This window comes from Clostridium beijerinckii HUN142 (genome assembly GCF_000621745.1).
GTDB classification, from domain to species: domain Bacteria; phylum Bacillota; class Clostridia; order Clostridiales; family Clostridiaceae; genus Clostridium; species Clostridium beijerinckii_A.
Map to the genome: position 1 here is coordinate 1 of NZ_JHXK01000019.1, position 26,050 is coordinate 26,050.

The 26,050-nt window shown below is 29.7% G+C and carries 23 protein-coding genes, 1 tRNA gene, 2 rRNA genes and 1 riboswitch; of the genes, 17 read left to right on the plus strand and 9 right to left on the minus strand.

Going from position 1 to position 26,050, the window contains the following annotated elements:
* The 9 genes from T483_RS0109690 to T483_RS0109735 all read left to right on the plus strand — a co-directional run.
* Nucleotides 1-180, plus strand: a 23S ribosomal RNA gene (locus T483_RS0109690); the annotation flags it as partial.
* Nucleotides 181-254: 74 nt separating this feature from the next.
* Nucleotides 255-371 (plus strand): 5S ribosomal RNA (gene rrf / locus T483_RS0109695).
* Nucleotides 372-482: 111 nt separating this feature from the next.
* On the plus strand, nucleotides 483-1,259 hold the full coding sequence (locus T483_RS0109700) for a sulfite exporter TauE/SafE family protein (protein WP_026886680.1): 777 nt from the start codon (nucleotides 483-485) through the stop codon (nucleotides 1,257-1,259).
* 35 nt (nucleotides 1,260-1,294) lie between these two features.
* Nucleotides 1,295-1,461: riboswitch (Lysine riboswitch) on the plus strand.
* 146 nt (nucleotides 1,462-1,607) lie between these two features.
* Nucleotides 1,608-2,477, plus strand: coding sequence for a 4-hydroxy-tetrahydrodipicolinate synthase (gene dapA, locus T483_RS0109710; protein WP_026886681.1), 870 nt, complete (start codon nucleotides 1,608-1,610; stop codon nucleotides 2,475-2,477).
* Nucleotides 2,478-2,678: 201 nt separating this feature from the next.
* Complete coding sequence (locus T483_RS0109715) at nucleotides 2,679-4,334, plus strand: SulP family inorganic anion transporter (protein WP_026886682.1); 1,656 nt, start codon at nucleotides 2,679-2,681, stop codon at nucleotides 4,332-4,334.
* A 163-nt stretch (nucleotides 4,335-4,497) separates the two neighbouring features.
* Nucleotides 4,498-5,457: a phosphotransferase family protein gene (locus tag T483_RS0109720; protein WP_026886683.1), complete on the plus strand. Its 960-nt coding sequence runs from the start codon at nucleotides 4,498-4,500 to the stop codon at nucleotides 5,455-5,457.
* A gap of 293 nt (nucleotides 5,458-5,750) precedes the next feature.
* Complete coding sequence (locus tag T483_RS0109725) at nucleotides 5,751-6,995, plus strand: ammonium transporter (protein ID WP_026886684.1); 1,245 nt, start codon at nucleotides 5,751-5,753, stop codon at nucleotides 6,993-6,995.
* Nucleotides 6,996-7,145: 150 nt separating this feature from the next.
* On the plus strand, nucleotides 7,146-7,484 hold the full coding sequence (locus tag T483_RS0109730) for a P-II family nitrogen regulator (RefSeq protein ID WP_026886685.1): 339 nt from the start codon (nucleotides 7,146-7,148) through the stop codon (nucleotides 7,482-7,484).
* 265 nt (nucleotides 7,485-7,749) lie between these two features.
* Nucleotides 7,750-8,382 carry an HDIG domain-containing metalloprotein gene (locus tag T483_RS0109735; protein ID WP_026886686.1) on the plus strand — a complete coding sequence of 211 codons (633 nt, stop codon included), beginning with the start codon at nucleotides 7,750-7,752 and terminating at the stop codon, nucleotides 8,380-8,382.
* Between the two features lie 287 nt (nucleotides 8,383-8,669).
* Here the strand turns inward: T483_RS0109735 and T483_RS0109740 are convergent, their stop codons facing one another.
* From T483_RS0109740 to T483_RS0109750, 3 genes are all read right to left on the minus strand, one after another.
* Complete coding sequence (locus T483_RS0109740) at nucleotides 8,670-9,152, minus strand: mannose/fructose/sorbose PTS transporter subunit IIB (protein ID WP_026886687.1); 483 nt, start codon at nucleotides 9,150-9,152, stop codon at nucleotides 8,670-8,672.
* Nucleotides 9,152-9,574, minus strand: a complete 423-nt coding sequence (locus T483_RS0109745) for a PTS sugar transporter subunit IIA (RefSeq protein ID WP_026886688.1) — start codon at nucleotides 9,572-9,574, stop codon at nucleotides 9,152-9,154. The genes T483_RS0109740 and T483_RS0109745 overlap by 1 nt, the downstream gene beginning before the upstream one ends.
* Nucleotides 9,575-9,793: 219 nt before the next feature.
* Nucleotides 9,794-12,595 (minus strand): sigma 54-interacting transcriptional regulator, encoded by a 2,802-nt coding sequence (locus T483_RS0109750; protein ID WP_026886689.1) that lies wholly within the window; start codon nucleotides 12,593-12,595, stop codon nucleotides 9,794-9,796.
* 271 nt (nucleotides 12,596-12,866) lie between these two features.
* Between T483_RS0109750 and T483_RS0109755 the strand changes: the two genes are divergently transcribed.
* The gene (locus T483_RS0109755) at nucleotides 12,867-13,379 is read left to right on the plus strand and encodes an Hsp20/alpha crystallin family protein (RefSeq protein ID WP_026886690.1); all 513 of its coding nucleotides are present in this window, start codon (nucleotides 12,867-12,869) and stop codon (nucleotides 13,377-13,379) included.
* 148 nt (nucleotides 13,380-13,527) lie between these two features.
* Here the strand turns inward: T483_RS0109755 and T483_RS0109760 are convergent, their stop codons facing one another.
* Together T483_RS0109760 and T483_RS0109765 are read right to left on the minus strand one after the other, a co-directional pair.
* Complete coding sequence (locus T483_RS0109760; protein ID WP_026886691.1) at nucleotides 13,528-15,105, minus strand: DEAD/DEAH box helicase; 1,578 nt, start codon at nucleotides 15,103-15,105, stop codon at nucleotides 13,528-13,530.
* 223 nt (nucleotides 15,106-15,328) lie between these two features.
* The gene (locus tag T483_RS0109765) at nucleotides 15,329-16,051 is read right to left on the minus strand and encodes a lysophospholipid acyltransferase family protein (RefSeq protein ID WP_026886692.1); all 723 of its coding nucleotides are present in this window, start codon (nucleotides 16,049-16,051) and stop codon (nucleotides 15,329-15,331) included.
* A gap of 230 nt (nucleotides 16,052-16,281) precedes the next feature.
* Between T483_RS0109765 and T483_RS0109770 the strand changes: the two genes are divergently transcribed.
* Together T483_RS0109770 and T483_RS0109775 are read left to right on the plus strand one after the other, a co-directional pair.
* Nucleotides 16,282-18,672 (plus strand): cation-translocating P-type ATPase, encoded by a 2,391-nt coding sequence (locus T483_RS0109770; RefSeq protein ID WP_026886693.1) that lies wholly within the window; start codon nucleotides 16,282-16,284, stop codon nucleotides 18,670-18,672.
* Between the two features lie 446 nt (nucleotides 18,673-19,118).
* Nucleotides 19,119-19,193: transfer RNA gene (locus tag T483_RS0109775), tRNA-Arg, on the plus strand.
* Nucleotides 19,194-19,306: 113 nt separating this feature from the next.
* Here T483_RS0109775 and T483_RS0109780 read toward each other — a convergent pair.
* Nucleotides 19,307-20,461, minus strand: coding sequence for a site-specific integrase (locus T483_RS0109780; protein ID WP_026886694.1), 1,155 nt, complete (start codon nucleotides 20,459-20,461; stop codon nucleotides 19,307-19,309).
* 271 nt (nucleotides 20,462-20,732) lie between these two features.
* Here T483_RS0109780 and T483_RS0109785 point away from each other — a divergent pair, with 271 nt between their 5' ends.
* The 4 genes from T483_RS0109785 to T483_RS0109800 all read left to right on the plus strand — a co-directional run bounded on the left by T483_RS0109785 (nucleotide 20,733) and on the right by T483_RS0109800 (nucleotide 23,598).
* Nucleotides 20,733-21,035 (plus strand): DNA-binding protein, encoded by a 303-nt coding sequence (locus T483_RS0109785; protein WP_026886695.1) that lies wholly within the window; start codon nucleotides 20,733-20,735, stop codon nucleotides 21,033-21,035.
* 291 nt (nucleotides 21,036-21,326) lie between these two features.
* Nucleotides 21,327-22,223: a hypothetical protein gene (locus T483_RS0109790; RefSeq protein ID WP_242841828.1), complete on the plus strand. Its 897-nt coding sequence runs from the start codon at nucleotides 21,327-21,329 to the stop codon at nucleotides 22,221-22,223.
* Between the two features lie 411 nt (nucleotides 22,224-22,634).
* Entirely contained in the window at nucleotides 22,635-22,847 is a 213-nt protein-coding gene (locus T483_RS0109795; RefSeq protein WP_026886697.1) for a hypothetical protein, read from the plus strand.
* Between the two features lie 13 nt (nucleotides 22,848-22,860).
* Complete coding sequence (locus tag T483_RS0109800; protein WP_026886698.1) at nucleotides 22,861-23,598, plus strand: helix-turn-helix domain-containing protein; 738 nt, start codon at nucleotides 22,861-22,863, stop codon at nucleotides 23,596-23,598.
* A 371-nt stretch (nucleotides 23,599-23,969) separates the two neighbouring features.
* Here the strand turns inward: T483_RS0109800 and T483_RS0109805 are convergent, their stop codons facing one another.
* The 3 genes from T483_RS0109805 to T483_RS28880 form a co-directional block, all read right to left on the minus strand.
* On the minus strand, nucleotides 23,970-24,398 hold the full coding sequence (locus T483_RS0109805) for a hypothetical protein (RefSeq protein WP_026886699.1): 429 nt from the start codon (nucleotides 24,396-24,398) through the stop codon (nucleotides 23,970-23,972).
* A gap of 4 nt (nucleotides 24,399-24,402) precedes the next feature.
* Nucleotides 24,403-24,774 carry a helix-turn-helix domain-containing protein gene (locus T483_RS28875; protein ID WP_035790084.1) on the minus strand — a complete coding sequence of 124 codons (372 nt, stop codon included), beginning with the start codon at nucleotides 24,772-24,774 and terminating at the stop codon, nucleotides 24,403-24,405.
* Between the two features lie 201 nt (nucleotides 24,775-24,975).
* Entirely contained in the window at nucleotides 24,976-25,353 is a 378-nt protein-coding gene (locus T483_RS28880; protein ID WP_051560318.1) for a helix-turn-helix domain-containing protein, read from the minus strand.
* 454 nt (nucleotides 25,354-25,807) lie between these two features.
* On the opposite strand from T483_RS28880, the gene T483_RS0109825 reads away from it, so the two are divergent.
* On the plus strand, nucleotides 25,808-26,026 hold the full coding sequence (locus T483_RS0109825; protein WP_026886700.1) for a hypothetical protein: 219 nt from the start codon (nucleotides 25,808-25,810) through the stop codon (nucleotides 26,024-26,026).
* Nucleotides 26,027-26,050 lie beyond the last annotated feature (24 nt).

Consider the following 26,050-nt stretch of genomic DNA (forward strand, 5'->3'; position numbering starts at 1 on the left):
TAGCTAAGTCGGGAAGGGATAAACGCTGAAAGCATCTAAGTGTGAAGCCCACCTCAAGATGAGATTTCCCATAGCATAAGCTAGTAAGACCCCTTGAAGACTACAAGGTTGATAGGTCAGAGGTGTAAGTATGGTAACATATTTAGCTGACTGATACTAATAGGTCGAGGGCTTGACCAATATAGTCAAGTTGTAAATACATTAAAAAAACTGTGTGCAATTTTCAAGGAATATAATCTTTGAAATTGAATAGATCTCGTGATGATGGCATAGAGGTAACACTCCTTCCCATTCCGAACAGGAAAGTTAAGGTCTATAGCGCCGATGGTACTGCATGGGAGACTGTGTGGCAGAGTAGGACGTTGCGAGGTAAGCACAAAAGATAGTTGTAATGACTATCTTTTTTATTTTGATTAAATAGTAGTGATAAGTTAAATATACTTTCAATAAACATAATTAACTTATTATCAGTAGGAGAAGTTATGTATTCATATAATACAATGTTGCTTATAATATGCCCATTAGTGTTTTGTGCTGGTTTTGTGGATGCTGTTGCAGGTGGAGGAGGAATAATATCTTTGCCGGCATATATTTTTGCTGGAATCCCTATACATATAGCGTATGGAACTAACAAATTTGCAAATGGTATTGGGACATTTGCAGCATCTATAAAGTTTTTAAGTAGTGGTAATATAAAAATTAAGCCAGCACTAATTTCAGCCATAGGTGCGATTATAGGATCATGGTTTGGAACTCAATTAGTATTGCTATTAGATGAAAAGTACCTGCAATACTGTCTTATTATTATTTTGCCAATAGTTGCAGTTTTTCTTTTGTTTAATAGAAAAATTGGGGGAGAAAATAATGAAAAGAAAGTGGAATATAAAAGGATTTATTTAGTGGCAGGAGTAATAGGTTTAGTAATAGGAGCTTATGATGGATTTTTTGGCCCTGGAACGGGAACATTTTTAGTTTTAGCTTTTACATCTTTTTTAGGATTCAATCTTATAACCGCGTCAGGGAATGCTAAGATAGTAAATTTGGCATCTAATTTTGCAGCATTAATAGCTTATATATTAAATGGCAAAGTTTTATTTATTATAGGTGTACCAGCAGCTATATGTGCGAGTTTGGGAAATTATTTAGGAGCACATTTTGCAATTAAAAGTGGAGCGAAGATTATAAAACCAATAATAATATTAGTAATAGTTTTGTTATTCGGCAAAGTGATAGATGCTATTTTATTTACAAGTAGTTGATTAAATGATATAATTTTAATAATGTAATAACGAAAACCTAAGGTAGAGGTGCTATTAATAAAGAGTATTTATTATGAGTTGGCAAACATTGATTAATAAAGAAAGGTATTATGGCCGAAGATTTAGATTATGCAAAAATTTATTTCTGGGTATGCATAAAATATATGTATAACTGTCACGAAAGTGGAGAGCTACAAGGATTTGGTGAGGCTATAGATAATAATGTTATAGTTATAATATTATTGTGTTTTGGTTTTGTACAAGTTTTGTGCGGTTAACTCTACCCGTTGGTATAATTTACTAACGGGTTTTCTTATTTAATAAAATAAATTTGAGGAGTTGGACAAATTGGCGAAAATTGAAGGCGTTCTAGTACCATTATTAACACCGTTTAAAGATGGAAAGGTTGATTTCATATCTTACGAAAGAATGATTAATCACTATGTAGAAGAAGGGATAAATGGAATTATACCGCTTGCAACCACAGGGGAATCACCTACAATCCTAGAACATGAATATGAAGAAATATTAACAAAAACTATTGAATATACTAAAAATAGAGTTCCAATATATGCAGGATTAGGTGGAAATAATACAAGTGAAGTAATTAAGAAACTAAAATTAGTAGAAAAGTATAAAGTGGATGGGATATTATCTGTTACACCATATTATTCGAGACCAGATCAAAGGGGGATTTATGAACATTTTAAAAGTATATCAGAATCAACTGATTTGGATATAGTGCTCTATAATATACCATATAGAACTGGAGCGAATATTGAAAATGAAACTGTGCATGTATTAGCTCAATTAAAAAACATAATAGGAATAAAAGATTGCTGTGGATGCATGAAACAGACAACCGAGTTATTAATGAATCATCCAAAAGATTTTTCAATCTTAACAGGTGAGGATGCATATTTCTATACAACACTTATGCTTGGAGGACAAGGAGGGATAATGGCATCAGCCCATTTAAATACTAAAGACTTTATTGAGGTATATAACTTGGCAAAGGCTAATGATCATCAAGCTGCACTAGAGAAATGGAGTTCTCTATATAAAATGATACCACTACTATTTTCAGAACCAAATCCAACACCTCTTAAATATAGCCTAAAGAAACTAGGGTTAATAGATTCTGATGAGGTTAGATTGCCGTTAATGAACATCACAAAAGGACTAGAAAGTAAGATAGATAAGATATTAGGTATTTAACATGACTGAGAGAAAAAAACATAATTATGTTACAGACAATTGTTAAAAGGATTGAATAAGTTGGCTTTAATAAAAAATCACTTTGTATTAATTTCTCTATAAATTCTTCTAGTAATGCAGTAATGATAGGGGTTGTTTTGACTACTTTAAAATTTAGGAGTAAGATAGAGACTGACAAATTTAATAAGGAAGTGATTAGAAATGATGCCTAAGTTCTTTTCTATGATTAAGAACAAGGAAATTACTAGAGAGCAAGTTATGAAGGATATTATAGCTGGCGTTATTGTAGCTGTAATAGCATTACCGTTGTCAATAGCACTTGGAATATCATCGGGAGTATCTCCAGAGAAAGGGCTTACGACAGCAATATTTGCAGGATTTATTATTTCGCTCTTGGGTGGTAGTAAAGTTCAAATAGGTGGACCTACAGCGGCGTTTGTCGTTATAATTTATTCCATTATTCAAGAGTATGGCGTAGGTGGGCTTGTTGTAGCGACAATAATGGCTGGAATTATATTAATAATAATGGGGCTTTTAAAGTTTGGTTCATTGATTAAATATATACCTCAGACAATAACAATAGGCTTTACTGCAGGCATAGCAGTAACCTTAGTATCCACTGAAATTAAGGATTTTTTAGCGCTGCAAATTGAAAATGTTCCAGCGGAGTTTTTTGCAAAATGGAAAAGTTATGTTACTAACATAGGAACGTTAAATATATGGTCGCTAATAATAGGTATAAGCTGTATTTTTATAATGATATTTTGGCCTAAAGTTAGCAAGACAATACCGGGATCAATGATTGCGTTAATTGCTGCCACTATTTTTGTAAAAATATTTAATATACCAGTAGAGACTATAGGAAGCAGATTTCAAGAGATATCATCAACATTACCAATGCCTATGTTTCCTAAGATAAATATAGATGTAATAAATAAATTATTTGTTCCATCTATAACTATTGCTATACTGGCAGCATTAGAATCACTATTATCAGCAACAGTAGCAGATGGAATGATATTAGATAAACATGATTCAAATATGGAACTTATAGCTCAAGGTTTAGCCAATATTATATGTGGAATATTTGGCGGAATACCTGCTACAGGTGCGATTGCAAGAACAGCTGCTAATGTAAAATCAAATGGAAGAAGTCCAATATCAGGGATGGTACACGCTGTAACATTGTTAGCTACCATGTTAATTTTAATGCCACTTGCAAGGATGATACCAATGTCTGTACTTTCAGCAATCTTGATAATAGTTGCTTATAATATGAGTCAGTGGAAGGTATTTAAAGCCTTATTAAAGGCACCTAAAAGTGATATTATTGTATTATTACTTACATTTACATGTACAGTTATATTTGACTTAGTTATAGCAATAGGAATTGGAATGATTATGACAATGTTTTTATTTATGAAGAGAGTATCTGATACTACTCAAATCAGAGATTTGGTAGAGGAGAAGGTTTTTGATAAAGATACAAATACTGTATTAGAAAAAGCAGATGGAAGGATACGCGTATATCAAGTAAATGGTCCAATGTTCTTTGGGGTAGTCCAAGAGTTTTTTGATAAAATGAAGGAAATTGAATCTTCAGTGGGCGTTGTAATATTAGATATGAGACATACTCACGCAATAGATGCGTCTGCGATAGATGCATTAACTAGATTACTTAAACATTGTAATGAGTCGAATATAAAACTTTGCTTAACACATGTGCAAAATCAACCTATGAAAGTATTAGATAAGATGGGGTTTGCAGTTAAAATTGGGGTAAGTCATATATACGAAACTAAAACAGAAGCAATAGAGAAAGCTTATGATTACGTAAAGGAATTAGAAGCATCCTAGTTACATATTTCCAAGGAAATGGTAAAAAAATATTATTTAGATCTTGTTGTAAATTTGAATATTTTACTTAAAAGGAATTGGACTTATAAAAAACTTTTGTTTAAGAATAATTTTATTTAATTTTGATTATAAGCAATAAGCTAAATAAATAAAGAGGTAAGGCATGGAATATAGATGGGAAAGGACATTTCCATTTTTGGAAGTTGGTAGTGAAACAATTAAAAAGTTATTTAAAGGTATATTGAAAGAAAATGATATTAGTAATATTATACCAATAGACTCTGGGTGCAGGACGACAAACTATATTGTTGAAGCCAATAATCTAGAAAAAAAGTACATATTAAAAGTATTTTTTATAAAGGGGCAGGATTATAAGAAAGAAATTAAGTTATTAAATCTTTTAAGGAATTCTAAGTTTATACCTGTACCAGAAGTATATAGAGTAAGTGAACATAAAGATATTGGAAATAGAGAATATGCGATTTATGAATACATTGAAGGACAAACTATAGGGCAGGCTATAAGAGAAGGTTATAGTTTGGAGGAGAATTTTGTTAAAGACGTCGCAAGGGCTTTAGCAAAAATACATAGTCATAAGTTTTCTAAGGTTGGGGCTTTAGATGAATGTTTGTATATAAGAGAAGAATTCCCACCGCTTGTTTCATGGTATGAAAACTTCATGGGAGATATAGCTAATAAGCGTTTAGGAAAAACCGTTGTAAATGACATTAATCGTGTAGTTAGAAAGAATGAAAAAGCATTAAGAGATTTAGATAAAGATCCTAGACTTATTCATGGGGATTTTCAAGGTACTAATATAATAATAAGAAATAAAGTGCTAGCAGGTATATTAGATTGGGAGTTTGTAATGGCGGGACACCCTTTAGCGGATATAGGGCAGTTTTTTAGATATGAGGAATATTTTAATAGAAATTTAATTGAGACATTTGAATATGAGTACAATAAGTTTTCAGATTATAAGCTCACTCAAAATTGGTATAACATAAGTAAGCTAAGAGATCTTGTGAATTTAATTCAATTAATAGGGACAAATGAGGATATGCCAATTAAGCATGAAAGTATAAAAAAAATAATAATTAACACATTAAATGTTTTTGATTAGATGTTAAACAAAATTAAATCTATTTTGAAAAAAATGTTGACAATTTTATATCAAGATAATATACTATCAATAAGAACAATGGTGTTTGAGAAATATACTCGTAAGTATATTTCTCAAGCACCTTTTTTATTTAAAAAAATTATAATTATAATTCGAAAAGACTATGAAATTGGTTTTTAGATAATGTGCGCAGTTATCTCTCTATTAACATTTATTTGAAAAGTTTTAAGTAATTTCAAGGTATTGTCTAGCAATTTATATTTTAGACTTACTATATTTAAGGGGGATTTTTTATGGAAATTAATTTTGGCGATAGCAGTTTTATATTGATTTGTTCAGCACTTGTACTTTTAATGACACCAGGACTTGCATTCTTTTATGGTGGAATGGTTCGTAGAAAAAATGTTTTAAATACGTTAATGTCTTCATTCTTTATTTGTGGATTAGCATCTGTAATGTGGGTTTTGATAGGCTACTCACTAGCATTTGGAGATAATATTGGAGGAGTAATAGGAGGACTTAACTTTTTTGGATTTAATGGAGTAGGTGGAGATCCTTCATCGTATGCACCTACTATACCACATGAGCTTTTTGCAGCGTTTCAAATGATGTTTGCAATAATTACTCCAGCTCTTATAACTGGATCTCTAGTGGGAAGAATGAGATTCTCAGCACTATTTATATTTATAGCATTGTGGTCAATTTTTGTATACTACCCACTAGCACATATGGTATGGGGCTCAGGTGGATTAATAAACTCTTTGGGAGCAGTTGATTTTGCTGGTGGAGATGTAGTTCATATAAGTTCAGGAGTTTCAGGACTTGTAGCCTGTATTGTATTAGGCAAAAGACGTGGCTATGGTATGATGTCATATAAACCGCACAATATTCCATTTGTAGTTCTTGGAGCAGCGTTACTTTGGTTTGGTTGGTTTGGATTTAATGCAGGTAGTGCATTGAATGCTGGTCCACTTGCAGTTCATGCTTTCATGACAACAAATACTGCAGCAGCTTCAGCATTACTTTCATGGATGCTAATTGAAAAAATAAAACATGGAAAGCCAACAATACTCGGAGCTGCAACAGGAGCTGTTGTAGGATTAGTTGCAATAACACCGGCGGCTGGATTTGTTCCTCTTTGGAGTTCAATTATAATAGGAGCCATAGTATCTCCAATATGCTTCTTCTTCATGACTGCAGTTAAATCTAAATTCGGATATGATGATGCATTAGATGCCTTTGGATGTCACGGAATTGGAGGAGTCTGGGGAGGTATTGCAACAGGATTATTTGGACAAACAGCAATAAACTCTGTAGCGCAATGGAATGGTCTTTTCTTTGGAGATATTAAACTTTTAATAGCTCAAATAGAAGGTATAGCAATAACAATAGTTTTTGCAGCGGTTATGACATTTATTATCTTGAAAGTCATGAAGTTATTTATGACTATTAGGGTTGAAAGTGCAGAAGAAGCTGATGGTCTTGATGTGGCTGAACATGGTGAAACCGCATATCCAGCGTTTACTGGACTAGACTAAATATTAATATATCCAGGAAACTTTATAGTATTGTGTAATGTATGTATTGCAATAAAGTATTTGCATAAAAATTAGTAGTATAATTTTTAGATATATATTGTTAAAATAATATTATATACATTATATAGATGATTAGGGAGGAAGTATATTATGAAAAGAGTAGAAGCTATTGTAAGACCTTCAAAGCTTGAAGAGGTTAAAGAAGCATTAAAAAATAAAAATATAAATGGTGTTACTATAAGTCAAGTCATGGGATGCGGACAACAACGTGGCTGGAAGGAATATCATAGGGGGACTGAAATAACAACTAATGTATTACCAAAGATAGAAGTTAAAATAGTTGTAGAAGATGATAAAGTAGAAGATGTAATTGAACTTATTACTTCAATTGCTAGAACTGGTGAAGTTGGAGACGGAAAGATATTTATAATTGATATTGAAGATGCTATAAGAATTAGAACAGGTGAGAGAGGTAATGCAGCTTTATAGAAATAAGCCGCTCATCTATCAATAGAGAACCTAATTAATAGCAGGTAGTAAGAATAAAATATATATAAAATAGTAGGTTGATCTGTTTTGTTATAGATCTACCTACTATTTTTATATATAAATGATGTATTAGTAATGATGTATTAGTATAGAAATCAACTTTTAAGAGCTTTTTAGTTTAATAATTTTAATATTAGATATACTAATATTGCTGAATTAAAATAAAATTATAGATACAGTAGAAAATGTTTAATAGGAGTATATTATGAATGAGAAAGAAATTTTTTTAAATATTGAGGAGCATTTAATTAGAGATGATAAACCCTCTATTTATTTAGAGGATGCCCTAAAAAATCATAATCTTGATAATTATCCATTTTCAATGATAAAGGATTTACAAGATGTTGATCAGAATCCAAAGTTTCATCCGGAAGGAAATGTCTTTATACATACAATGATGGTTATTGATCAAGGAGCAGTAAATAGGGAGCGAAGTAAAGATAAAAGAGTATTTATGTGGGCACTTCTATTACATGATATAGGCAAAAAACCTACTACTAAATTAAGAAAAGGAAGACTAACATCTTATAACCACGATAGTGTAGGAGCTGAAATGACTAGAGAATTTCTTACTTATTTTAATATGGAAGAAAACTTTATAAATGAAGTAAGAGGGCTTGTAAGGTGGCATATGCAAAGTTTATTTGTAACTAAAGACATGAAATTTCAAAACATAGGAGATATGCTAAGGGATGTAGATATAAATGAGATTTTCTTGGTTTCGCTTTCAGATAGATTAGGCAGAGGTAATTTAGATCATATGGAAATCAATAAGACAAAAGAGGAAGTAAGAAAGTTTAAAGAAAAGATAACTGATTATAAAAGAAAAAATAAATAATTATTTTAAGGTGAAAAAGAGACTATCCTGAAATGGTTCAGAATAGATAGTCTCTTATATATATGCTAGTTAAATCACTTTTTGTAAGCATTTTTAATTCTTTGCTCATATTATATTACCTCTTATTTTATCCTAATTCATCGTCTGCAACGCTACTAGTTGATGAAGTAGATGGGATTGAGCAGCAACAGTTAGAGCTTAACTGAATATAGATTGCAGCAGGTATAGCAGCACATAGAGATTGAATTAATAATGTTAGATGAAACAAAAATTAATTATTTTAAAATCTACATTTTCTCTAATAAAGGCATAATGTAAGACTTTGAATCAGATGCAACTTTTCTTATTTCTAGTTCTATGTTTTTATCGTTTAGTGCTTTAAATGCTTTCATATCTTGATCATTAAGTGAAACACCACCAGTTATTTGAGATTTACCTTCCTTAAAAGACATTGCTCCGATATTAACAGACTTAATATCAATTCCTGCTTCAACTAATCTAAGAACATCTGTTGGATTAGTAAATAAGAGCATTACAATATCATTTTCATACTTAGGATTATTAATAACTCTAACAGCTTTATCAATATCAACTACGTGAGATTGAACACCTGGAGGCGCAACTTGAGTTAATAAAGTTTTTCTAATTTCATCTTTTGCTACATCATCATTGCATACTATAATCCTTTGACATTTTGTTTCTTTTGACCAAATTATAGCTACTTGGCCGTGTATTAGTCTGTCATCAATTCTTGCTAATGCAATTTTCATTATAAATAATCCTCCTCTAAATTCGAGGCTGTTTGTTTTATTAACTGCTTTATAGAATTCTTGCCAGCATTTTGTGCAATTGATACTAATTCAGAAAGACTTGAAAAGTCTCTACTACCGAATACTTCTAATAGCATTGGAAGGTTTACTCCTGATACAATTTCCATGTTGTCATTTTTCAACGCGAGAACACTAGCAACGTTGAAAGGACATCCACCAAAAAGGTCTATCATAAATAGAGTTCCGTCTTTACAGTCTAATTCATTCATAAGGTTAGTATATTTCTCAACTAGATTATCTGTACTCTCACCTAGTTTAAATGTAACTACGCCTACATTTTTTTGAGCACCGAAGATCATTTCTGCCGATTTGACAAGTTCTTCTGAGAAATTCCCATGAGTACTTATAATTAATGCTATCACTATTTTATCACCCTTTCATTATTATTTAGATATTGATACACATAGTAATTAAAGTGTCAATTGGTGTATCGGAAAATATTGAATACTGTTAAAGATACAGTTCTATCATAGTTAATAAATAGCAATTATAAAAATAATACACTATATAAATTAAATAGCGTACCTTATCGGAAAATAATATACTTTACTAATACTTGAAAATTAATTTTGATACTAAATTTAGAATTCGTTAAATATATCAACCATATAATATAGCTCATCATTTGTTAAATTTATAGATAGTGAATTCTTAAATATTAAGCTAGCTTTTTTTAATGCAGATAGAGTATTTTTATTTAGTGTATCAATGGGTTTTCTGTACACCAATCCGTCATTTAAAATCATCCTTTCTAAAGAACAAGCAACATGCAACATAATCCTTAGCTTTACAGGATTTTGATAATTTATACATAAGAAATTTTCAATTGTAATAACAAAGTCCTCTAGTAAAGGACATATTTTTTCAGGATTTAAATATGTTAAAAGATCTCTAAGACTTTGTTTGCAAAGGCTTTTGAGAACTATTTGTTTTTCTGTTTTTGTATCATTAGTATCAATAATAGTTTCTCCATTGATCAAATTTTTTAGTACTTTTTCACCAGAACCATCTATTAATTTTTCTAGTGATATAAAAGGAATTCCAATATTAGGATTTGAGATACCGATAAGAGCTATAATCTTATTACTTTTCGATATATGAGTAATTGATTTACTTAAATCTTTTAAGCCAATAGGAATTATATTAATGTTGTTTGTACGTATATTATCAACTATATCTTGAACTAATTCTTTAAGCTTAATAGCCGCACCTTCTCCAGTAGAGCAAATTGTAACAATAGTACCATCAATATTCGGACATTCTTCAGTAATAACTTTATTCGTATAGCCTCTAAAATCAGTAATTAAATAAGAATAAATAGAGTTTAAATCTGTATCACAGAGAGAACATTTTCTAACAGCCTCTAGGACTAATGGTGTTGATACCATATCTATACTTTTAGTATTGATGCCAGTACGTTCAGTTATAGCATCACAGAAGCTATTTAATGATCCCATATCTACTAGAAGTAATACGCCTTTGCCTTCATCGACTATTTTAACTTTTTCAATAACAGTTTCTAATATATCAGAAGGATTCATCTCAAGAGGCATATCTACAGCTAAAATATTATCAGCATCAAAGAGTTTTCTGGCAACAGCAACCATACTTGTTGCGGTACTTGAACCATGAGCAGCAACTACGATTCCAACCCGTTCTTGATGAGATGAATCTTGAATCGAAGTAAAGAGCAGCGCAAGATAGCTAATCTCAATAGGAGGAAGAGCCAGATTATAACGTTTTTTGATTAACTCATTGATTTCAGTTGCAACTTCATATTCTTTACTGTTAATAGAAGGTTGTAGTTGAATATGTGATGGGAAGAAAACAGTTTTTTTCTTAATACGATTAAACAGAGCACTAAAATGTAAGCTTGTTGCATAAATGAATCTTTCATTTAATTTTCTATTTAATCTAGTTTCTGCGAGAGCTTTTATCTCTTCAGCAAATTCAACAATATCTTTATCAACAATCTTTAACAAGCCTTCCAGACGATGTGTATCATTTTTAAACCTAGCATAGAATTGTTTTAAATGAATATTGATATCAATGGATATAAAGTTTTTTATATCATCATCGCTCATGCCTTCTTCCTGAAGAGCAGAAGTTTTATCTTGAATAATGTTATAAATATTAAAAGGTGGTTCATAAGCATCAGTTTCTAAGAAAGTTTTATCGCCATCAGGTTGAATTGTAATTGCATTAGGGATTATATCCCATACTGTTGCATTATCCTTTATTTTATTACTAAAAGCTAAAATTCCACTTTTCAAATTAGGTGGGAGTAGGTTTAAGTTTATATCAATACAGTCATCTGTATTAATAGAATTTAAAAATCCTTTTGCACACGCTAATTGGATATTTGATTTAAGCTGTCCAACATTCCTGTAAGATGTGCTCCCTATTAAAGCTTTAATAGCTTCAGCTGAAATCTTAATAGCTTTGTTAACTCTTTGTGCTTCTTTTGATATCAAATAGTGAACCAACTTAATTTGATCATCGATTGGCCTTTCATCAAAACTTGGAATTGTTATAGTTATTGGAATTCTTCTTATGAAAGTATTAAGTAAGGTGGAATTTGGATATTCTGTTGTCGCACCTATTAATAGCACATTAGCTCTTCGTGTCCTATCAGTTTCGCCAAGTTTATTGTAAGTTCCTGTATCCATGAAGTGAAATACCGTTTCTTGACATTCAGGTGGCAATCTATGTATTTCATCAAGAAATAAAATGCCTCCATCAGCTCTTGAAATAATACCATCTGTATCTTTATCAGCGCCTGTAAAGGCACCTTTGATGTGTCCCAAAATATATGATAGAAGAAGTTTTGGATCATTAGCATAATCAGCACAATTAAAAACAACGAAAGGAGCATCTTCAGAGAGTTTTTTTATATATTTAGAGTATTTATACATCATATTAGCAAATATACTCTTACCAACACCTGTACCACCAATTATCAATGTATGTAATCCGTTTGGTGGGTACATTAGCGCAGCTTTGGCTTGTTCAATTTGATTTTTTAAACATGTACTAGCGCCAATTAGATAGTTAAAAGGTGATTGGTCTTCAATAACTGTATTTGAAGGAGAAGAAAGCAATGTACTAATATCTGATATTTCCTCTAAATCTTTAGGTAGTCTTATAGATAGTATGTTTTCAAGGTAACTTCTATCAAAATACATAACTGGCCTATTTTTTATTTTAATAATTTTCTTTTCTCTACAAAGAATATTAAGTTCCTTTGAAACATTATTTCTTAATATATTTAATTTTTGTCCAATTTCTTGGGCACTAAACCCATTTTGCTCTAAGAATTTATCTTTATTAAAATTCTTAGAATTTTTTAAAACATAGTTATAAATTTTATCAATACGCTTCATTATAATATCCTCCCGTATATAATAACTATTGTAGTATTTTACATAAAATTATTCAATAGTGTATTGATACAATTATTGCAAATAAAAAATATTATATTAGTTGTGTATTGAAAGTAATGGGGTTATATAGTGAGAAAAATTAAGCTGATATTTAAAATTGATACATTAATTAAAGTCTGAAAATACAATTGAAATTAGAATAAAATCATTTAAACAAATTGGAAGTTTATAAATATTATATAAGTGTTAAGAAATATATCGGGGGGAAGATATGTTCAAAGTTTTTACTTTTGGATTTGACAACTTTTTTAATTCAAACAATATAGAGAAGATAAGTGGAATTATGAATTCATTTTTAGATAACTTTGATATAAATGAATTTACTAAAAATAATGAAGATAGTTCTTCTTATGAAGGAAATAGAGAAGAATATAACAATTTTATAAAACTTAATCGGTATGAAGATATGTATCTTCTAACTATAGATCTAAAAGGTATTGATCTTAGAGAATTAAGCATAAGATATGATCCAGGAATATTAGATATAAATCTAAATAGACTAGAAATTAAAAAAAGTGGATTTGGGATATTTTCTAATACCGTTCTTGTTAAGAAGGCTTATAATAAAAAATTTAGTGATATTGAGGAGATAGAAATAAATCAGATACTTAAAAGTATTGATAATGGAGTTCTCAGTATAATAATGCAAAAGAAATATTTATTAGAAAATACATCAAATATAATAGATGTGGATTGTTATCAAGATGATGCTGATATACAGTGATGTATAAGGTATAGCATGAAATGTCTTAATGCTGTCTTTAGAATAGTTATTTTAAATAATAAAAACAAAAAAGGGAGGATAAGCTCTAGGCATTATACCTGAATTTAAATCTTCCCTTAAGTAAGAGTATTAAGAATAAAAAATCTTATTATTTCTTACGCTTATTAGCAACTTCAACATTAACCTTCTTTTTATTAATTTTTCCACCAGGACAATTTTTTAATATTTTAGAAGATATAGACTCATCAACAGTTACAAATGAGAAGTTTTCCATAAGATCTATTTGACCAATTGCTGAAGCATTAACTTTTGTCGTATCTCTGATATAGTTAATTAATACTTTAGGAGTCAAACCGTCTCTTTTGCCGACAGAGAAAAATAAACGAACATCTTCTTTTTTAGGTGCTTCTAATTTGTTTGAGCTATAATCAAACACAACTTCATTTTCGAACTTCATTTTCATTAAAGCTGAAATAATTGATACTGCATCATAAGATTCAGTTAATTCTATTGCACTTGGAATAAACTTAGTAAGTTCACCTGCGTTAATAGTTTTTTCAACTTCTGACATCATGTCCTCAAATTTTTTGTTATTAATTTCTTCTGCAGTTGGAACTGGTTTTTGTGTGATCGAGCTTTTAGTAACATTTTGAATTTGCTTAAGCATTGAAAAATCTTTTGGTGTTACTAGAGAATAAGCTGTACCACTTTTGTTAGCTCTACCAGTTCTACCAATTCTATGAACATATGATTCTACATCTTGAGGTAAATCATAGTTAAATACATGAGTTACGCCTTCAACATCTATACCCCTAGCAGCGACATCAGTAGCAATCAATAGACTTAGTGTGCCGTCTTTAAACTTATTTAAAGTAGTTAATCTGTGGGCTTGTGTCATATCTCCGTGCATACCTTCAACCATATAACCTTTTGATTGTAATTCTTGCACAAGTTCATCAACACCTCTTTTAGTTCTGCAGAATATTATAGCTGAATTAGGATTATCTAAATCTAATAATCTACAAAGAGCTTCTAATCTATGTTTATTATTAATCATAAAATAACTTTGCTCAATTTTAGATACAGTTAATGAACTCCTCTTAATACTAATAAGTTTAGCATCTGGTTTCATATATTTTTTAGCTAATTTTGCTATTGGATCAGGCATTGTTGCTGAAAACAATAAAGTTTGTCTTTCAGATGGTGTGTGACTAAGGATTTCTTGAATATCATCGATGAATCCCATATTAAGCATTTCGTCAGCTTCATCTAGTACTAAAAATTCTATATTTTCTAAATGAAGGCACTTTCTTTTTACAAGATCTAATATTCTTCCAGGTGTTCCAACTACAATATCAACATCACCTTTTCTTAGAGCCCTTATTTGTCTATCGATTGAATCTCCACCGTAAACAGCTAGAGTTTCAATTTTCTCATATTTAGAAAGTCTTTGTATCTCTTCGTTAACCTGAACAGCAAGTTCTCTTGTTGGTGCTAAGATAAGAGATTTTATTCCTCTTTTATCACTCATTTTGGTGATTATTGGTAAGCTATAAGCTGCAGTTTTTCCGGTACCAGTTTGTGCCTGCCCTATTAAATCAGCGCCACTAAGTGTTACAGGGATACTTTGTTCTTGTATTTGAGATGGTTTTGTAAAACCAAGGTCTGATATTGCCTTAACAATACTCTCTTTAAGACCTAATGTAGCAAATTGATTATCATTCATTAAATATCCTCGTTTCTTTGTTTTAAAATTAATTATTTTTGTTTCGATAACTTATATTAAAGTTTTATATACAAGTCAAATGAATTCATTATAACACAATAGATAAATTAATGTCAAAAGATATTATTATCTCAGTATATTATTAGCAGCATTTAGAAGAAAATATACTTAAATTAATGCATAAAAATAAGATGCCTAATAAATTAGGCACCATATTTTTTTATTAGTATAGGTTGCAAGAGCTAGAGATAATAGAATGAACGGTTTCTGGTAGCTTTTCTAGCTCGTCCTTGTTTAGAGTGGCAACATCTATTAAAGGATGTATTACTAATTCTATAGCTGCGCTTTTTATTGCGTTATTATTTGCTTCCATAAGTTTATATGTTCCTTTTATGGTTAGTGGAACTATAGGACATTTAGATTTTGTAGCTAATTTAAAGCTTCCACCTTTAAACTCATCTACAGATTTTCCTTTGCTTCTAGTTCCTTCTGGAAATATCACCATTGAATAACCAGATTTTAATAGGTTAACACCTTCAACTATTGATTCGGCAGATTTTCTTAAATTATCTCTATCCATAAAAATACAATTTATATATTTCATCCAACTACTAATAAAAGGTAGTTTTTCAAGTTCCTTTTTTGCAATAAATCCTTTTGGAATGTCAATGGAACTCAATAGCAAGGGAATATCAAAATTACTTTGGTGATTAGAAACAAATAATACAGTTTGATTTTTAGGAAGATTATCTAAACCGGTAACATTAATCTTTGCACCTGCTATTTTCATTACGAATTTTGCCCAAGAGCGAGTTACTCTATGAATTAACCATTTCCTTCCTTCCATGTCGCCTTTATTAGTTAAGATTTTTATCTTAATTTTATAGATAGATGAAAATATAAGACTTATTACTAATCCGAGATAAAAATAGATAGTTCTTAACATTAAAAATTACACACCCTTAATATATTAATTTTTACACTAATCAGTATAGTATAAAAATTAATATATTAAAAGACTAAATAGATTACATGTGGATTAAAAATTCAATAAAATTAATTTTAAATTAAGTAAATAATTAGGGTAAAATAATATTAAAAAATGTATAATATATAAGACAATGATAATTATATGAAATAGTATAGTAAATAATTTACACAGGCAGGAGAATTTTGATGAATTTAAATAATAATATGTTGAATATGAAGGAGAAAGATGCTGAAGTTATAGTTGGTTTAACATCAGAAGAAGTTAAACAGAGAATTAAAGAAGGAAAAGTAAACCACATTCCTAAGACGCCATCAAGAACTATGCCTCAAATAATAAGAGCTAATTTGTTTACAAGATTTAATGCAATAAATTTTGCACTTGCAGCAATAATTATTTTAGCAGGATCACCTAAGAATGCTATATTTGTTGGTGTTATAATAGTAAATACATTAATCGGGGTGATTCAAGAAATCAAAGCTAAGCGTACATTGGAAAAGTTATCTGTCATAAGCTCAGCTCATGCAAAGGTTCTTAGGGATGGAAAAATAAAAGAAATTCCAATAGAAGAAATTGTATTGGATGATGTAATTTATTTAGAAACCGGTATGCAGGTATTGGCGGATGGAGAAGTTTTACATAGTAATGGCTTGGAAATAGATGAATCTATGTTAACAGGAGAAGCTGATGCAATATATAAAAATTACAAAGAGATATTATTATCTGGAAGTTTCGTGGTATCTGGAGAGGGATATGCGATTGTTACGAAAGTAGGTAAAGAAACATATTCGTCTACGCTTGCTGAGGAAGCTAAACAATTTAAGATAATAAATTCAGAGTTACAAGCAGCAATAGATAAAATTTTTAGAGTGATAATATGGATTGTGCCTCCTTTATCGGCATTGTTAATAATAACCCAGTTAAGAATACCAGGAAATACATGGCAGGATGCATTGATAGGAGCAGTATCAGGAATTGTAGGAATGATACCAGAGGGATTAGTACTATTGACGAGTGCTACGTTTATAGTGTCAATTATAAAACTATCTAAATATGATACTTTAGTTCAAGAATTAAGTGCCACAGAAGTCTTAGCAAGAGTTGACGTACTTTGCTTAGACAAGACGGGAACCTTAACTCAAGGCGAGTTGAGATTAGCAGAAGTGAAGAATATTAGTTCTAAAAGTTCGAAAGAAATAGACCATGTATTAGCGGCATTAATAAATAATCTACCAAGTAATAATCCAACTCAGAAGGCTATATTGGAAAAATATGAAGAATATGACAAGGAAATAAAAGTTATAGATAAGATTGCTTTCTCATCTAAAAGAAAGTGGAGTGGAATTACATTTGAAAAGCTTGGGACATGGGTACTTGGTGCACCGGAGATAATATTAGATAAAGAATACAAATTAATAGAAAACATAGTTAAAGAAGAAGCTAGAAAAGGAAAAAGAGTTTTATTACTGGCAAACCTTCATAATAATTTAAATGAAAAATTAGAAGGTAAAGTAGAAAGTGTAGCTCTAGTCTTAATTGAAGACATCATAAGAGAAGCAGCACCAGATGTATTAAAATACTTCGATGCTCAAGGAGTGGCTGTAAAAATAATTTCTGGAGATAGTCCTATTACCGTTTCAGAGGTGGCAAGAAGAGCTGGTGTAAATGGCTGGGAAAAATATATAGATGCAAGAGAATTGCCAGAAGATAATGAAAAATTGAAGAATTTGATTAAAGAAATAACTGTTTTTGGAAGGGTTACTCCGCATCAAAAGAAAAGAATTGTCGTGGCACTTCAGGAAATGGGGCATACTGTTGCAATGACTGGTGACGGAGTGAATGATGTACTTGCTCTAAAATCATCTGATTGTGGTATTGCAATGGCCAATGGCTCTGATGCAACAAAAGCTGTAGCACAATTAGTATTAATGAAATCTGATTTTACAGCACTTCCTAAAGTTCTTGAAGAGGGAAGAAAGCAAATTAATAATTTGGAGAGAGTATCAGAATTATTTTTATCAAAAACTGTGTTTTGCATAATTTTATCACTTGTATGTTCAATACTACTTATAGAGTATCCAATACTTCCAATACAGTTATCATTAGTGGGAAGCTGCGCTATAGGAATTCCATCATTCTTTTTAGCTTTATTACCTAGCACAGGAGGAGTTAAAAAGGGATTTTTAACAAGAATATTAACTGTTAGTATTCCTAATGGAATACTACTTGCTCTATTTATACTTATAACATTTATTCTATCAATGCAAATGAATCTTCCAATGGATTATAGTAGAACTTTAGCAGTATTAATGTTTTCAGGAATTAGTATGGTGGTATTGTTTAGAGTTGCAAGACCGTTAACTAAGTTTAAAACAGTAATGTGCTTATCGATGTTTGGGATAATAGTATTAGGTTTCTTAACACCAATAGGGAGAGAAGTATTTAGCTTAACCAAAATACAATTAAGTCATTGGTTAATATCACTAGCCGTAATAATAGCATCTAGCCCTCTAATAACTAAAATTGTAGATATATTTAGAGTTAGAGTTAATAAGAAGTTCAAAGTTAAAACAATTTAGAGATATAAAGCTTAAATACACATATAGGGTATTTAAGCTTTATTTTATAATGTTATTTTATGAAAATTAATATTTAAATATGGAAAAAACTTGTAAGGCATAAAGAACCATTTTATAAAAGTGCAGTAGACAGTGGAAAATAGTTAATATAAATTATAGTTATATAAAGCAAAAGAATATAATTTGGATACAGAATTGCAGTATTAGCCTTTGATGTTTTTTACTTAAGAGCATCTAGTTATTAAATTTATTACCTTGGAAATTTATATAGATTAGGTGACTTAATAGATCACAAATTTTTTGTTTTTTATAGGCTTTTATCTAAAGATTTTATTTAACCAGCATCTTCATGGTTAACATAATTTATTTTTTTGTGTAAAAATGAATTATTGATTTGACAATGACAAGTAATTGTAATAAACTTTATAGGTACGAATTAAATATATGCTCCTATAGTTAAATGGATAGAACAATCCCCTCCTAAGGGATAGATGTGGGTTCGATTCCCGCTGGGAGTACCAAGTTACATAAAGAAACGGCTTAACCATGCGGGTTGAGCCGTTTTTGTTTTCTGAAAAAGTGTTTATTTGGTGCTTGTTTTCCTTTGGAAAGTTTTTATGTGTTTATTCGGTGCTTAGTTTGAGATTGCATTTATAAACATATCATTTAATAAATCGGCAGTATTATTTTTCATATCTTCCATAACATGAGTATAAGTATCTAGTGTTTCAGTAATACTTTTATGGCCTAGTCTTTCAGACACAACTTTTATATTTTCACCTTTAAATATCAATAATGTAGCATGAGTATGTCTAAGACCATGAAAACTAAGTTGAGGCAATTGCATATAATTATCCATCTTATTTTTAGATTTTTTATAATCTGCCAAGGATAATTTATATCTTGATATTTCTTTAGTAAAATTCATTGATAAATTACGGGGATTACACATAAGCCCTTCACGACTTAGCACTACAAAATCAGTATCAAGTGCATTATCGTTAATAGATTTTAAATAGTTGACTAATATTTTAGGTAATGCAATTTTTCTATAGCTTGTCTTTGTTTTTAATTTATCTGAAAGGAATAAAGTTTTAGTTGTTTTATCAATTATAGCTTGGTTTCTAATAATAAAATATCCATTATCTAAATCTACATCACACCAACGTAAACCACATAATTCACCGATTCGTAAACCTGTAAAGATTTCAATTAATATTGGTGTATTTAAATAATTATCTTTTATAACATTTAAGAAAAAATCAACTTCGGATTCGTTCCAAAATGAAACTTTGTTTTTTTCAATAGGAACTCTATCAATGTCAACAGGAACCAGATATATTAATTTATTTCTTTGTGCATATCTAAGGCAATTACTTAAAGTTTCTAATATCTTTTTAGCGCTTGAAGGTTTAGCACCCTCATTAATGAGACTATTATAAAAATCTTGAACGACTATATTAGTAATCTTATTTAATTTATAATGCCCTAACTTCGGTATTATGTGCGTATTAATTCGAGCTTTATAATTACTTACAGTATTAATTGATATAGTATTAATTTTGAATTCGTTAAACCATTTAGTCATAAAATCTTTTAATAATATATTACTTTCAGAGGTAGGAACATATCCTTTATGCTTTTTAGATACAATTTCAGTTGCCCATTTTTCAGCATCTTTTTTAGTTTTAAAACCTTGTTTTTTTGTTCTGTTTTGTTTACCGTCTTCGTATCCAAGACTTACACTAACACTCCAATTATATTTAGATATTTGTTTATATGTTGCCATTTGTTCACCCGCTTTTTAAATTTTCATCTTGGTAAAGATTTATTTTATAGTTCTGAAAACGAAAAGTTTGCCGGCTATTAATTCCGTTGACAAAACTATTATACAAAAATAATTTGCTTTTGTAAACGGAAATGATAAGAATTTGTTAACGGAAGTGAAGATATTTAAAGAAAATCAAATTTAAATACATCTATAAGAAGAATACGAGGTTTTTATTAAATATAATAAATTGATATTATATTAATAGATTAAAGAAATTAGGAGGAAGAAAATGAATTCAACAAATGACAAAACAATTTTTAAAATAAAAGAGATTTCAGCAAGATATGATATTCCAGTTACTAGATTAACCCTAGCAGTAAGACAAGGTAAATTAAAGGCCGTAAAATCGGGAAAAGAGTATTTAATTACATTAAATGAAGTTCATAGGTATTTAGGAATTGAAACAACTAGCGAAAGCTTGGAAAAAGAATTATACATTAGAGAACTAGAGAGCAGAATTAAAAATTATGAAATTCAACTAATGGCAATTAAAAATTGCATTGGAATGATAGATAAAGTAGTTACGTGCTAATAAATTATAAAATAACTGTAAGTGTAGAATATTATACTTACAGTTATTTTTTTACTGTAAATATTTAGGGACAGTATTAATTTTTTTAATGATCTTTTGTATATAATATAAAACCAAGCTAAAAAAGGAATTTTATTTATAAAATAGGTTTAATAAGTTTCATAATATGTAGACTTAACGTAGTAAATCATAAAAATGTTCTTTGAAAATTGAATAATGCGGTATTAATGTAAAGTGAAATATCAAATTTATGGTATAATTTTCTTAATAATTGTACAAGGGGGGGATAAAATGGGAATTATGATTAAAAAATTATATAGAGTATTGACTGCAATATCAAAAAAGAAATGGGTGTATTTCGGAATTTTAACATTAGGATTACTGGCTAGTGGGGTTCAAGCAGCAAGATATTCAGATCTTAAAATATGGGCTAATATGCCCAAGTACTTCATTAAACCAGAAAATGCAGATATGTTAATTTATAATCTAAGTGTGGGATACATTGTTAGCTATATGTTTTATATATTTGTAAATTTTATTCCAGATCTATTAGAAGCAATAGAGAAACAAAATACGCTTATACCTTTTAGAGCTACGATGCAGAGAGAAATTCAGGAGTTTGAAAGACGTATAATTGATTTATGGATATCTATTGGAATTAACGCATCAATTAAAGAAGTTATTAGTATATCAGAAATTAATAAAATAGAAGAGTTTTTTGAATTAAATTCTATAAAACAAATATCTAAATGCGTTAAATTAATGGACCAAGTAGATCAGTCTATAGAAATAGACATAGCAAATCCTAATAAGTTATGGGTTACTAAAATAAAACAGCAACTAGAGGGAATTTGCACTCTTGGAAATATGATTTTAACCAGATACAAAAATGACATACCACCAGGAATATTTTATGATATATTCTATCTTCTCAATCAAAGTGGAATGATAGGTGAACTTTTAAATGTACTTAATGCTATAATGTTGCTTAGAAATGGAAGAAATTTTAAGTTAATAGACTGTATTTATTTTGATGATGAGAAAATGAAAGAAGATATAAATAAGTCCTGTAAAGCTATAATAAATTTATACATTTGGGTAAATAGTGAATATACCTACCTTGCAAGTAATACAAATGATAAATATATTACTATTTCTAATATTAAATTCAGCATAGATTTAAAATAATATAAATGTTATGAGTACCGCATCATTGAAAAAGTGAATTTGCGGTATTTTTTATATTTAAAATGCTGCACAATACTAAAAAATGACGAAGTAAAAGACACTCTCCGAGTGCTTTTTATTAACATTATCCACAGAGTTACGCTTTTAGTAACACTATTTTTGTGGAGTGTTACTGTTTTAGTAATAGAGAGATACGATTTTAGTAATACCAGAGTTACTAATTCAGTAATAGAGTGTTACGCTTTTCGATACCATATATATATTATATAAATTTATTATTTAAATATATTATATACATACTATATTTGGTCGACTTGGTTGGTACATTGAAAAGTATTTCAATGTACCATTGACGTTTGCAGACGTCTATAGTATACTAAACATATAAGGTGAACGAAAGGAGGTGGTAGAATGGCACTCGAGCGATTTACTTGCAGACTAGAGCCTGAAGTGTATGACACTTTATATCGTATGAAAAATGAAAGTATGATTGATGCTAGTAAGATAACTAATAAAGCGGTTAAAGAATATTTAATTGCCAATGGTTACGAAATACGATTAAATACAGAGGAAGAAAACGAGATTATATTTAAGGATGTAAGGAATAAGAAACAAAGGAAGTAAAGGGGGAATGATAGTGATTAAAGATTTACTAAAGACAATGCTAAATATAAATAATGATACCAATCTAAAACCAAGCGAAAAGATCCTACTAAGTAGCTTAATATTGTATCATAGCCATACAGATGGATATTCTTATCCGAACTATGAGCATTTAATGATTACATTATCAACTAATAGAAAAGCAACTGTTTCAGATACTTTAAAGGCATTGGAAGAAAAAAAGTATATCACTATCAAAAAAGGTAGAGGAAATAAAAATTTATATTTTATACATAAATATTTATTCTATGTTGGCGCAGAAACAAAGAAAAAAGAGAAACCAACAGAAGAACCGAAAGAATTACCGGTTGATAGCAACGGTAGAAAACCCCTTGAAAACCAAATACACATAGATGAAGCGATCCTGGAAGATTCAGAGGATAAAAAAGTAATTCAAATTGCTAATTATACAGGATTTAACAAAAGACAATCTAAAGAGTTATTAAAAGATAGTGGAAATGATGCTGCAAAAATTATAAGAGCGTTTGACCATATGAAAAGTCAAAATAACATCAATGATGAATTCAAATATACAAGATGGGCCATAAAAAATGAGAAGAAAATACAAATTGAATTCAAAAACCCGTATAAAAAGGATTGGGAAGTTTCAAAATTCAATAATTTTGAGCCTAGGGAGTATGATTATGATTCATTAGAAAAAGCTTTGTTAGGATTGGAAGAATCAAAAAATTTGTATGAGTATATGAAATAAAAATAAAAGGCAGCAACTTTCGTTACCACCGATCTCGCAAATTGATTGTAACATAAAGTTAAAAGCCTTGTAAACAAGGGCGTTATAATTAAATAATTGATTAATAAAAGAAATCGTAAATCGTATTTATTCAATGATACATATTTCATTGAATAAATTAATTATTGAAGGCAATACTTTCAATAATTGGAGGTGTTGTCATATATGGTAGAAGTTATATTATTAGGTACACTAATGGGAATATGCTTATTATACTTATTGTTTATGTTGTTCATATATGTATATATTTCAAGAATATTTTAAATTAATCAAAGAGAAAGTAAAGAAATGCAATTGTAGTAGTACGATATCCCCCTATCTTTAGGGGGTTTTTAGCGTCCATCTTGAACAACAGTAGTGATACAAATAAGAGCCAAAGCGAATAATAAGATACCTATTATCGCAAGAAAAATTAAAAAATATTTTGTTCTTTTTTCATCCCTATAAGTATAATCATTTGTTTGGAAAAGGGGGCGGAATATCACAAGTAGTAGTGTTTCCACTGATTCTCCCACTGTTTTAGGATCTGCAATATATTGTTTTTTACCTTCATGTTTAAATTTAACTAAATTAATTTTGTTAGATCCAAGATTACTAACTTTTTGAAGCTTGAAAACGACCAGCCCTGAAAGTACAGACATGATAAGCATACCCAAGAATACGCCAGCAGCAAACAAAATAATATCTTCAAAATGTACTACAAATGCAAAACCATATTTACCACCAAGCCATTCTTCGAAGCCTAGAAACCATTTTTCCATGTAATCACTCCTTATTAAATAAGTTGTTTGCGATTTCATATAATTGTGTGGCGAATTTGTCCTTTTCTTCAGGTGTTAATTTAGGATCAATGGAAAGTTGTGTAATTAAACCTTTTAAAGAGGGCATATTTTTTAATTGTTCGTTTGTTGGAGGTGTGACTTTATCATAAAGTTTGAACAATTCCGAAGGGTCAACATTATAGAATTCAGCCAAGTTAAATAAAACAGCATCCGAAGGGCAGTTTATACCGCGTTCAAGCATTGATAAATAATTTCCGCTTATATGTACTTTCTTCGCTACTTTAAAAACCGATAAATTGGTTTCCTTCCTTATTTCTCTTAACCTGTTACCAGCATTTATCCATTTGCTTTCCATGTTTGTTCTCCTTTTTGTCATTAGTTATAGTATATCTAAAATATAACATTTTATATGAAAATACTATAAGGGGATATATGAGCATATAGGAATAAATTACATAAGGTATTTTGAAATAATACTGTATTTTTTTTAAAAGCTACATGTTACAATTGAGCCATAAATCTAATAAAAAAAAGTGGTAAGAATTCGCTACCACTTTTATTTAAGTCTATTATATCTAATTGTACTTATACCCATTGCAATTGCTGACATTAAGATTTTCTTTTCGTCTTTCGTAATTTGTCTATCGTCCAATATAGGATTTTCAATATAATCAATTATGTTAAGTATATCCATAAGGTTATCTGTTTCAAAACTTACTGTTTCAGTATTGCCCATTAAATCATTGACAGTAACACCAAGAGCAGCAGCAATTTTTTCTAAAGTATCTCCTTTTAATGTTTTTCTTTTACCACTTTCTATTTCACTTATAGTTGCACCACCAACGCTAGCACGTTTAGCTAATTCATAAGCAGAAAGATTTTTTAAAACTCTAATTTTTTTTATATTTTCGCCTATTATACTAATATCACTCAATCTTATATCCCCCTAGTTAACAATTTGTAATGGTAATATTCTTTTGGTCTCATGCTTCCGTTAACAATAGTATAACATATATAGTATGTGATTCAAGATGTATTTATATATAAAATCCGACAACTCATATATACCAAAGGGTTAAAAGGAAATGTATAGTGTGAAAAGAAGTAAATAGAAGAAAAAACTTTTCTGCATGCGGAAAATATTTTTTAAATTTACTTCCGATTTCGGAAATAGTGGGAGGAAATCAAAGTGTTGTTAAGTTAAACTATAATTTTCAGTGAATTTCGGATGTTGAGCCGTATACTAATGTCACGTATACTAATGTCATGGCATTCCACTAACAGAAAAAATTAAATATGAGAGGTAATTATGAAAATTAAATTTATATTGAATTTGAAGACTAATAAAATTAAAATTGAAAAATTGGACAATCAAGAAGGCGAAAAAAATGGAAACATCGATAAAGTATAACAAAAAGGGTCAAATGGAATATAACCCAGAGTTTCACGCTAAACAGCATGAAAAATGGACATGGGAAGAAGATCTGTATTTAATGGAATATTATAAACTTGATGGCCTGATAATGATGAGTTATGCACTTGAAAAAAAGGAATCTACAGTATATGGGCGAGTATGGTATTTGAGAAGCTTGGGTTTTGAGTTCTGATGGCCCATGAGATCAAATATAATA

What these genes read in the sequence shown, in the direction of transcription:
- T483_RS0109700 (WP_026886680.1), top strand. Translation starts at nt 483, where the DNA reads ATGTATTCATATAATACAATGTTGCTTATAATATGCCCATTAGTGTTT.
- T483_RS0109715 (WP_026886682.1), top strand. Translation starts at nt 2,679, where the DNA reads ATGATGCCTAAGTTCTTTTCTATGATTAAGAACAAGGAAATTACTAGA.
- T483_RS0109720 (WP_026886683.1), top strand. Translation starts at nt 4,498, where the DNA reads ATGGAATATAGATGGGAAAGGACATTTCCATTTTTGGAAGTTGGTAGT.
- T483_RS0109725 (WP_026886684.1), top strand. Translation starts at nt 5,751, where the DNA reads ATGGAAATTAATTTTGGCGATAGCAGTTTTATATTGATTTGTTCAGCA.
- T483_RS0109730 (WP_026886685.1), top strand. Translation starts at nt 7,146, where the DNA reads ATGAAAAGAGTAGAAGCTATTGTAAGACCTTCAAAGCTTGAAGAGGTT.
- T483_RS0109735 (WP_026886686.1), top strand. Translation starts at nt 7,750, where the DNA reads ATGAATGAGAAAGAAATTTTTTTAAATATTGAGGAGCATTTAATTAGA.
- T483_RS0109740 (WP_026886687.1), bottom strand. Translation starts at nt 9,152, where the DNA reads ATGAAAATTGCATTAGCAAGAATTGATGACAGACTAATACACGGCCAA.
- T483_RS0109750 (WP_026886689.1), bottom strand. Translation starts at nt 12,595, where the DNA reads ATGAAGCGTATTGATAAAATTTATAACTATGTTTTAAAAAATTCTAAG.
- T483_RS0109755 (WP_026886690.1), top strand. Translation starts at nt 12,867, where the DNA reads ATGTTCAAAGTTTTTACTTTTGGATTTGACAACTTTTTTAATTCAAAC.
- T483_RS0109760 (WP_026886691.1), bottom strand. Translation starts at nt 15,105, where the DNA reads ATGAATGATAATCAATTTGCTACATTAGGTCTTAAAGAGAGTATTGTT.
- T483_RS0109765 (WP_026886692.1), bottom strand. Translation starts at nt 16,051, where the DNA reads ATGTTAAGAACTATCTATTTTTATCTCGGATTAGTAATAAGTCTTATA.
- T483_RS0109770 (WP_026886693.1), top strand. Translation starts at nt 16,282, where the DNA reads ATGAATTTAAATAATAATATGTTGAATATGAAGGAGAAAGATGCTGAA.
- T483_RS0109780 (WP_026886694.1), bottom strand. Translation starts at nt 20,461, where the DNA reads ATGGCAACATATAAACAAATATCTAAATATAATTGGAGTGTTAGTGTA.
- T483_RS0109785 (WP_026886695.1), top strand. Translation starts at nt 20,733, where the DNA reads ATGAATTCAACAAATGACAAAACAATTTTTAAAATAAAAGAGATTTCA.
- T483_RS0109790 (WP_242841828.1), top strand. Translation starts at nt 21,327, where the DNA reads ATGGGAATTATGATTAAAAAATTATATAGAGTATTGACTGCAATATCA.
- T483_RS0109795 (WP_026886697.1), top strand. Translation starts at nt 22,635, where the DNA reads ATGGCACTCGAGCGATTTACTTGCAGACTAGAGCCTGAAGTGTATGAC.
- T483_RS0109805 (WP_026886699.1), bottom strand. Translation starts at nt 24,398, where the DNA reads ATGGAAAAATGGTTTCTAGGCTTCGAAGAATGGCTTGGTGGTAAATAT.
- T483_RS28875 (WP_035790084.1), bottom strand. Translation starts at nt 24,774, where the DNA reads ATGGAAAGCAAATGGATAAATGCTGGTAACAGGTTAAGAGAAATAAGG.
- T483_RS0109825 (WP_026886700.1), top strand. Translation starts at nt 25,808, where the DNA reads ATGGAAACATCGATAAAGTATAACAAAAAGGGTCAAATGGAATATAAC.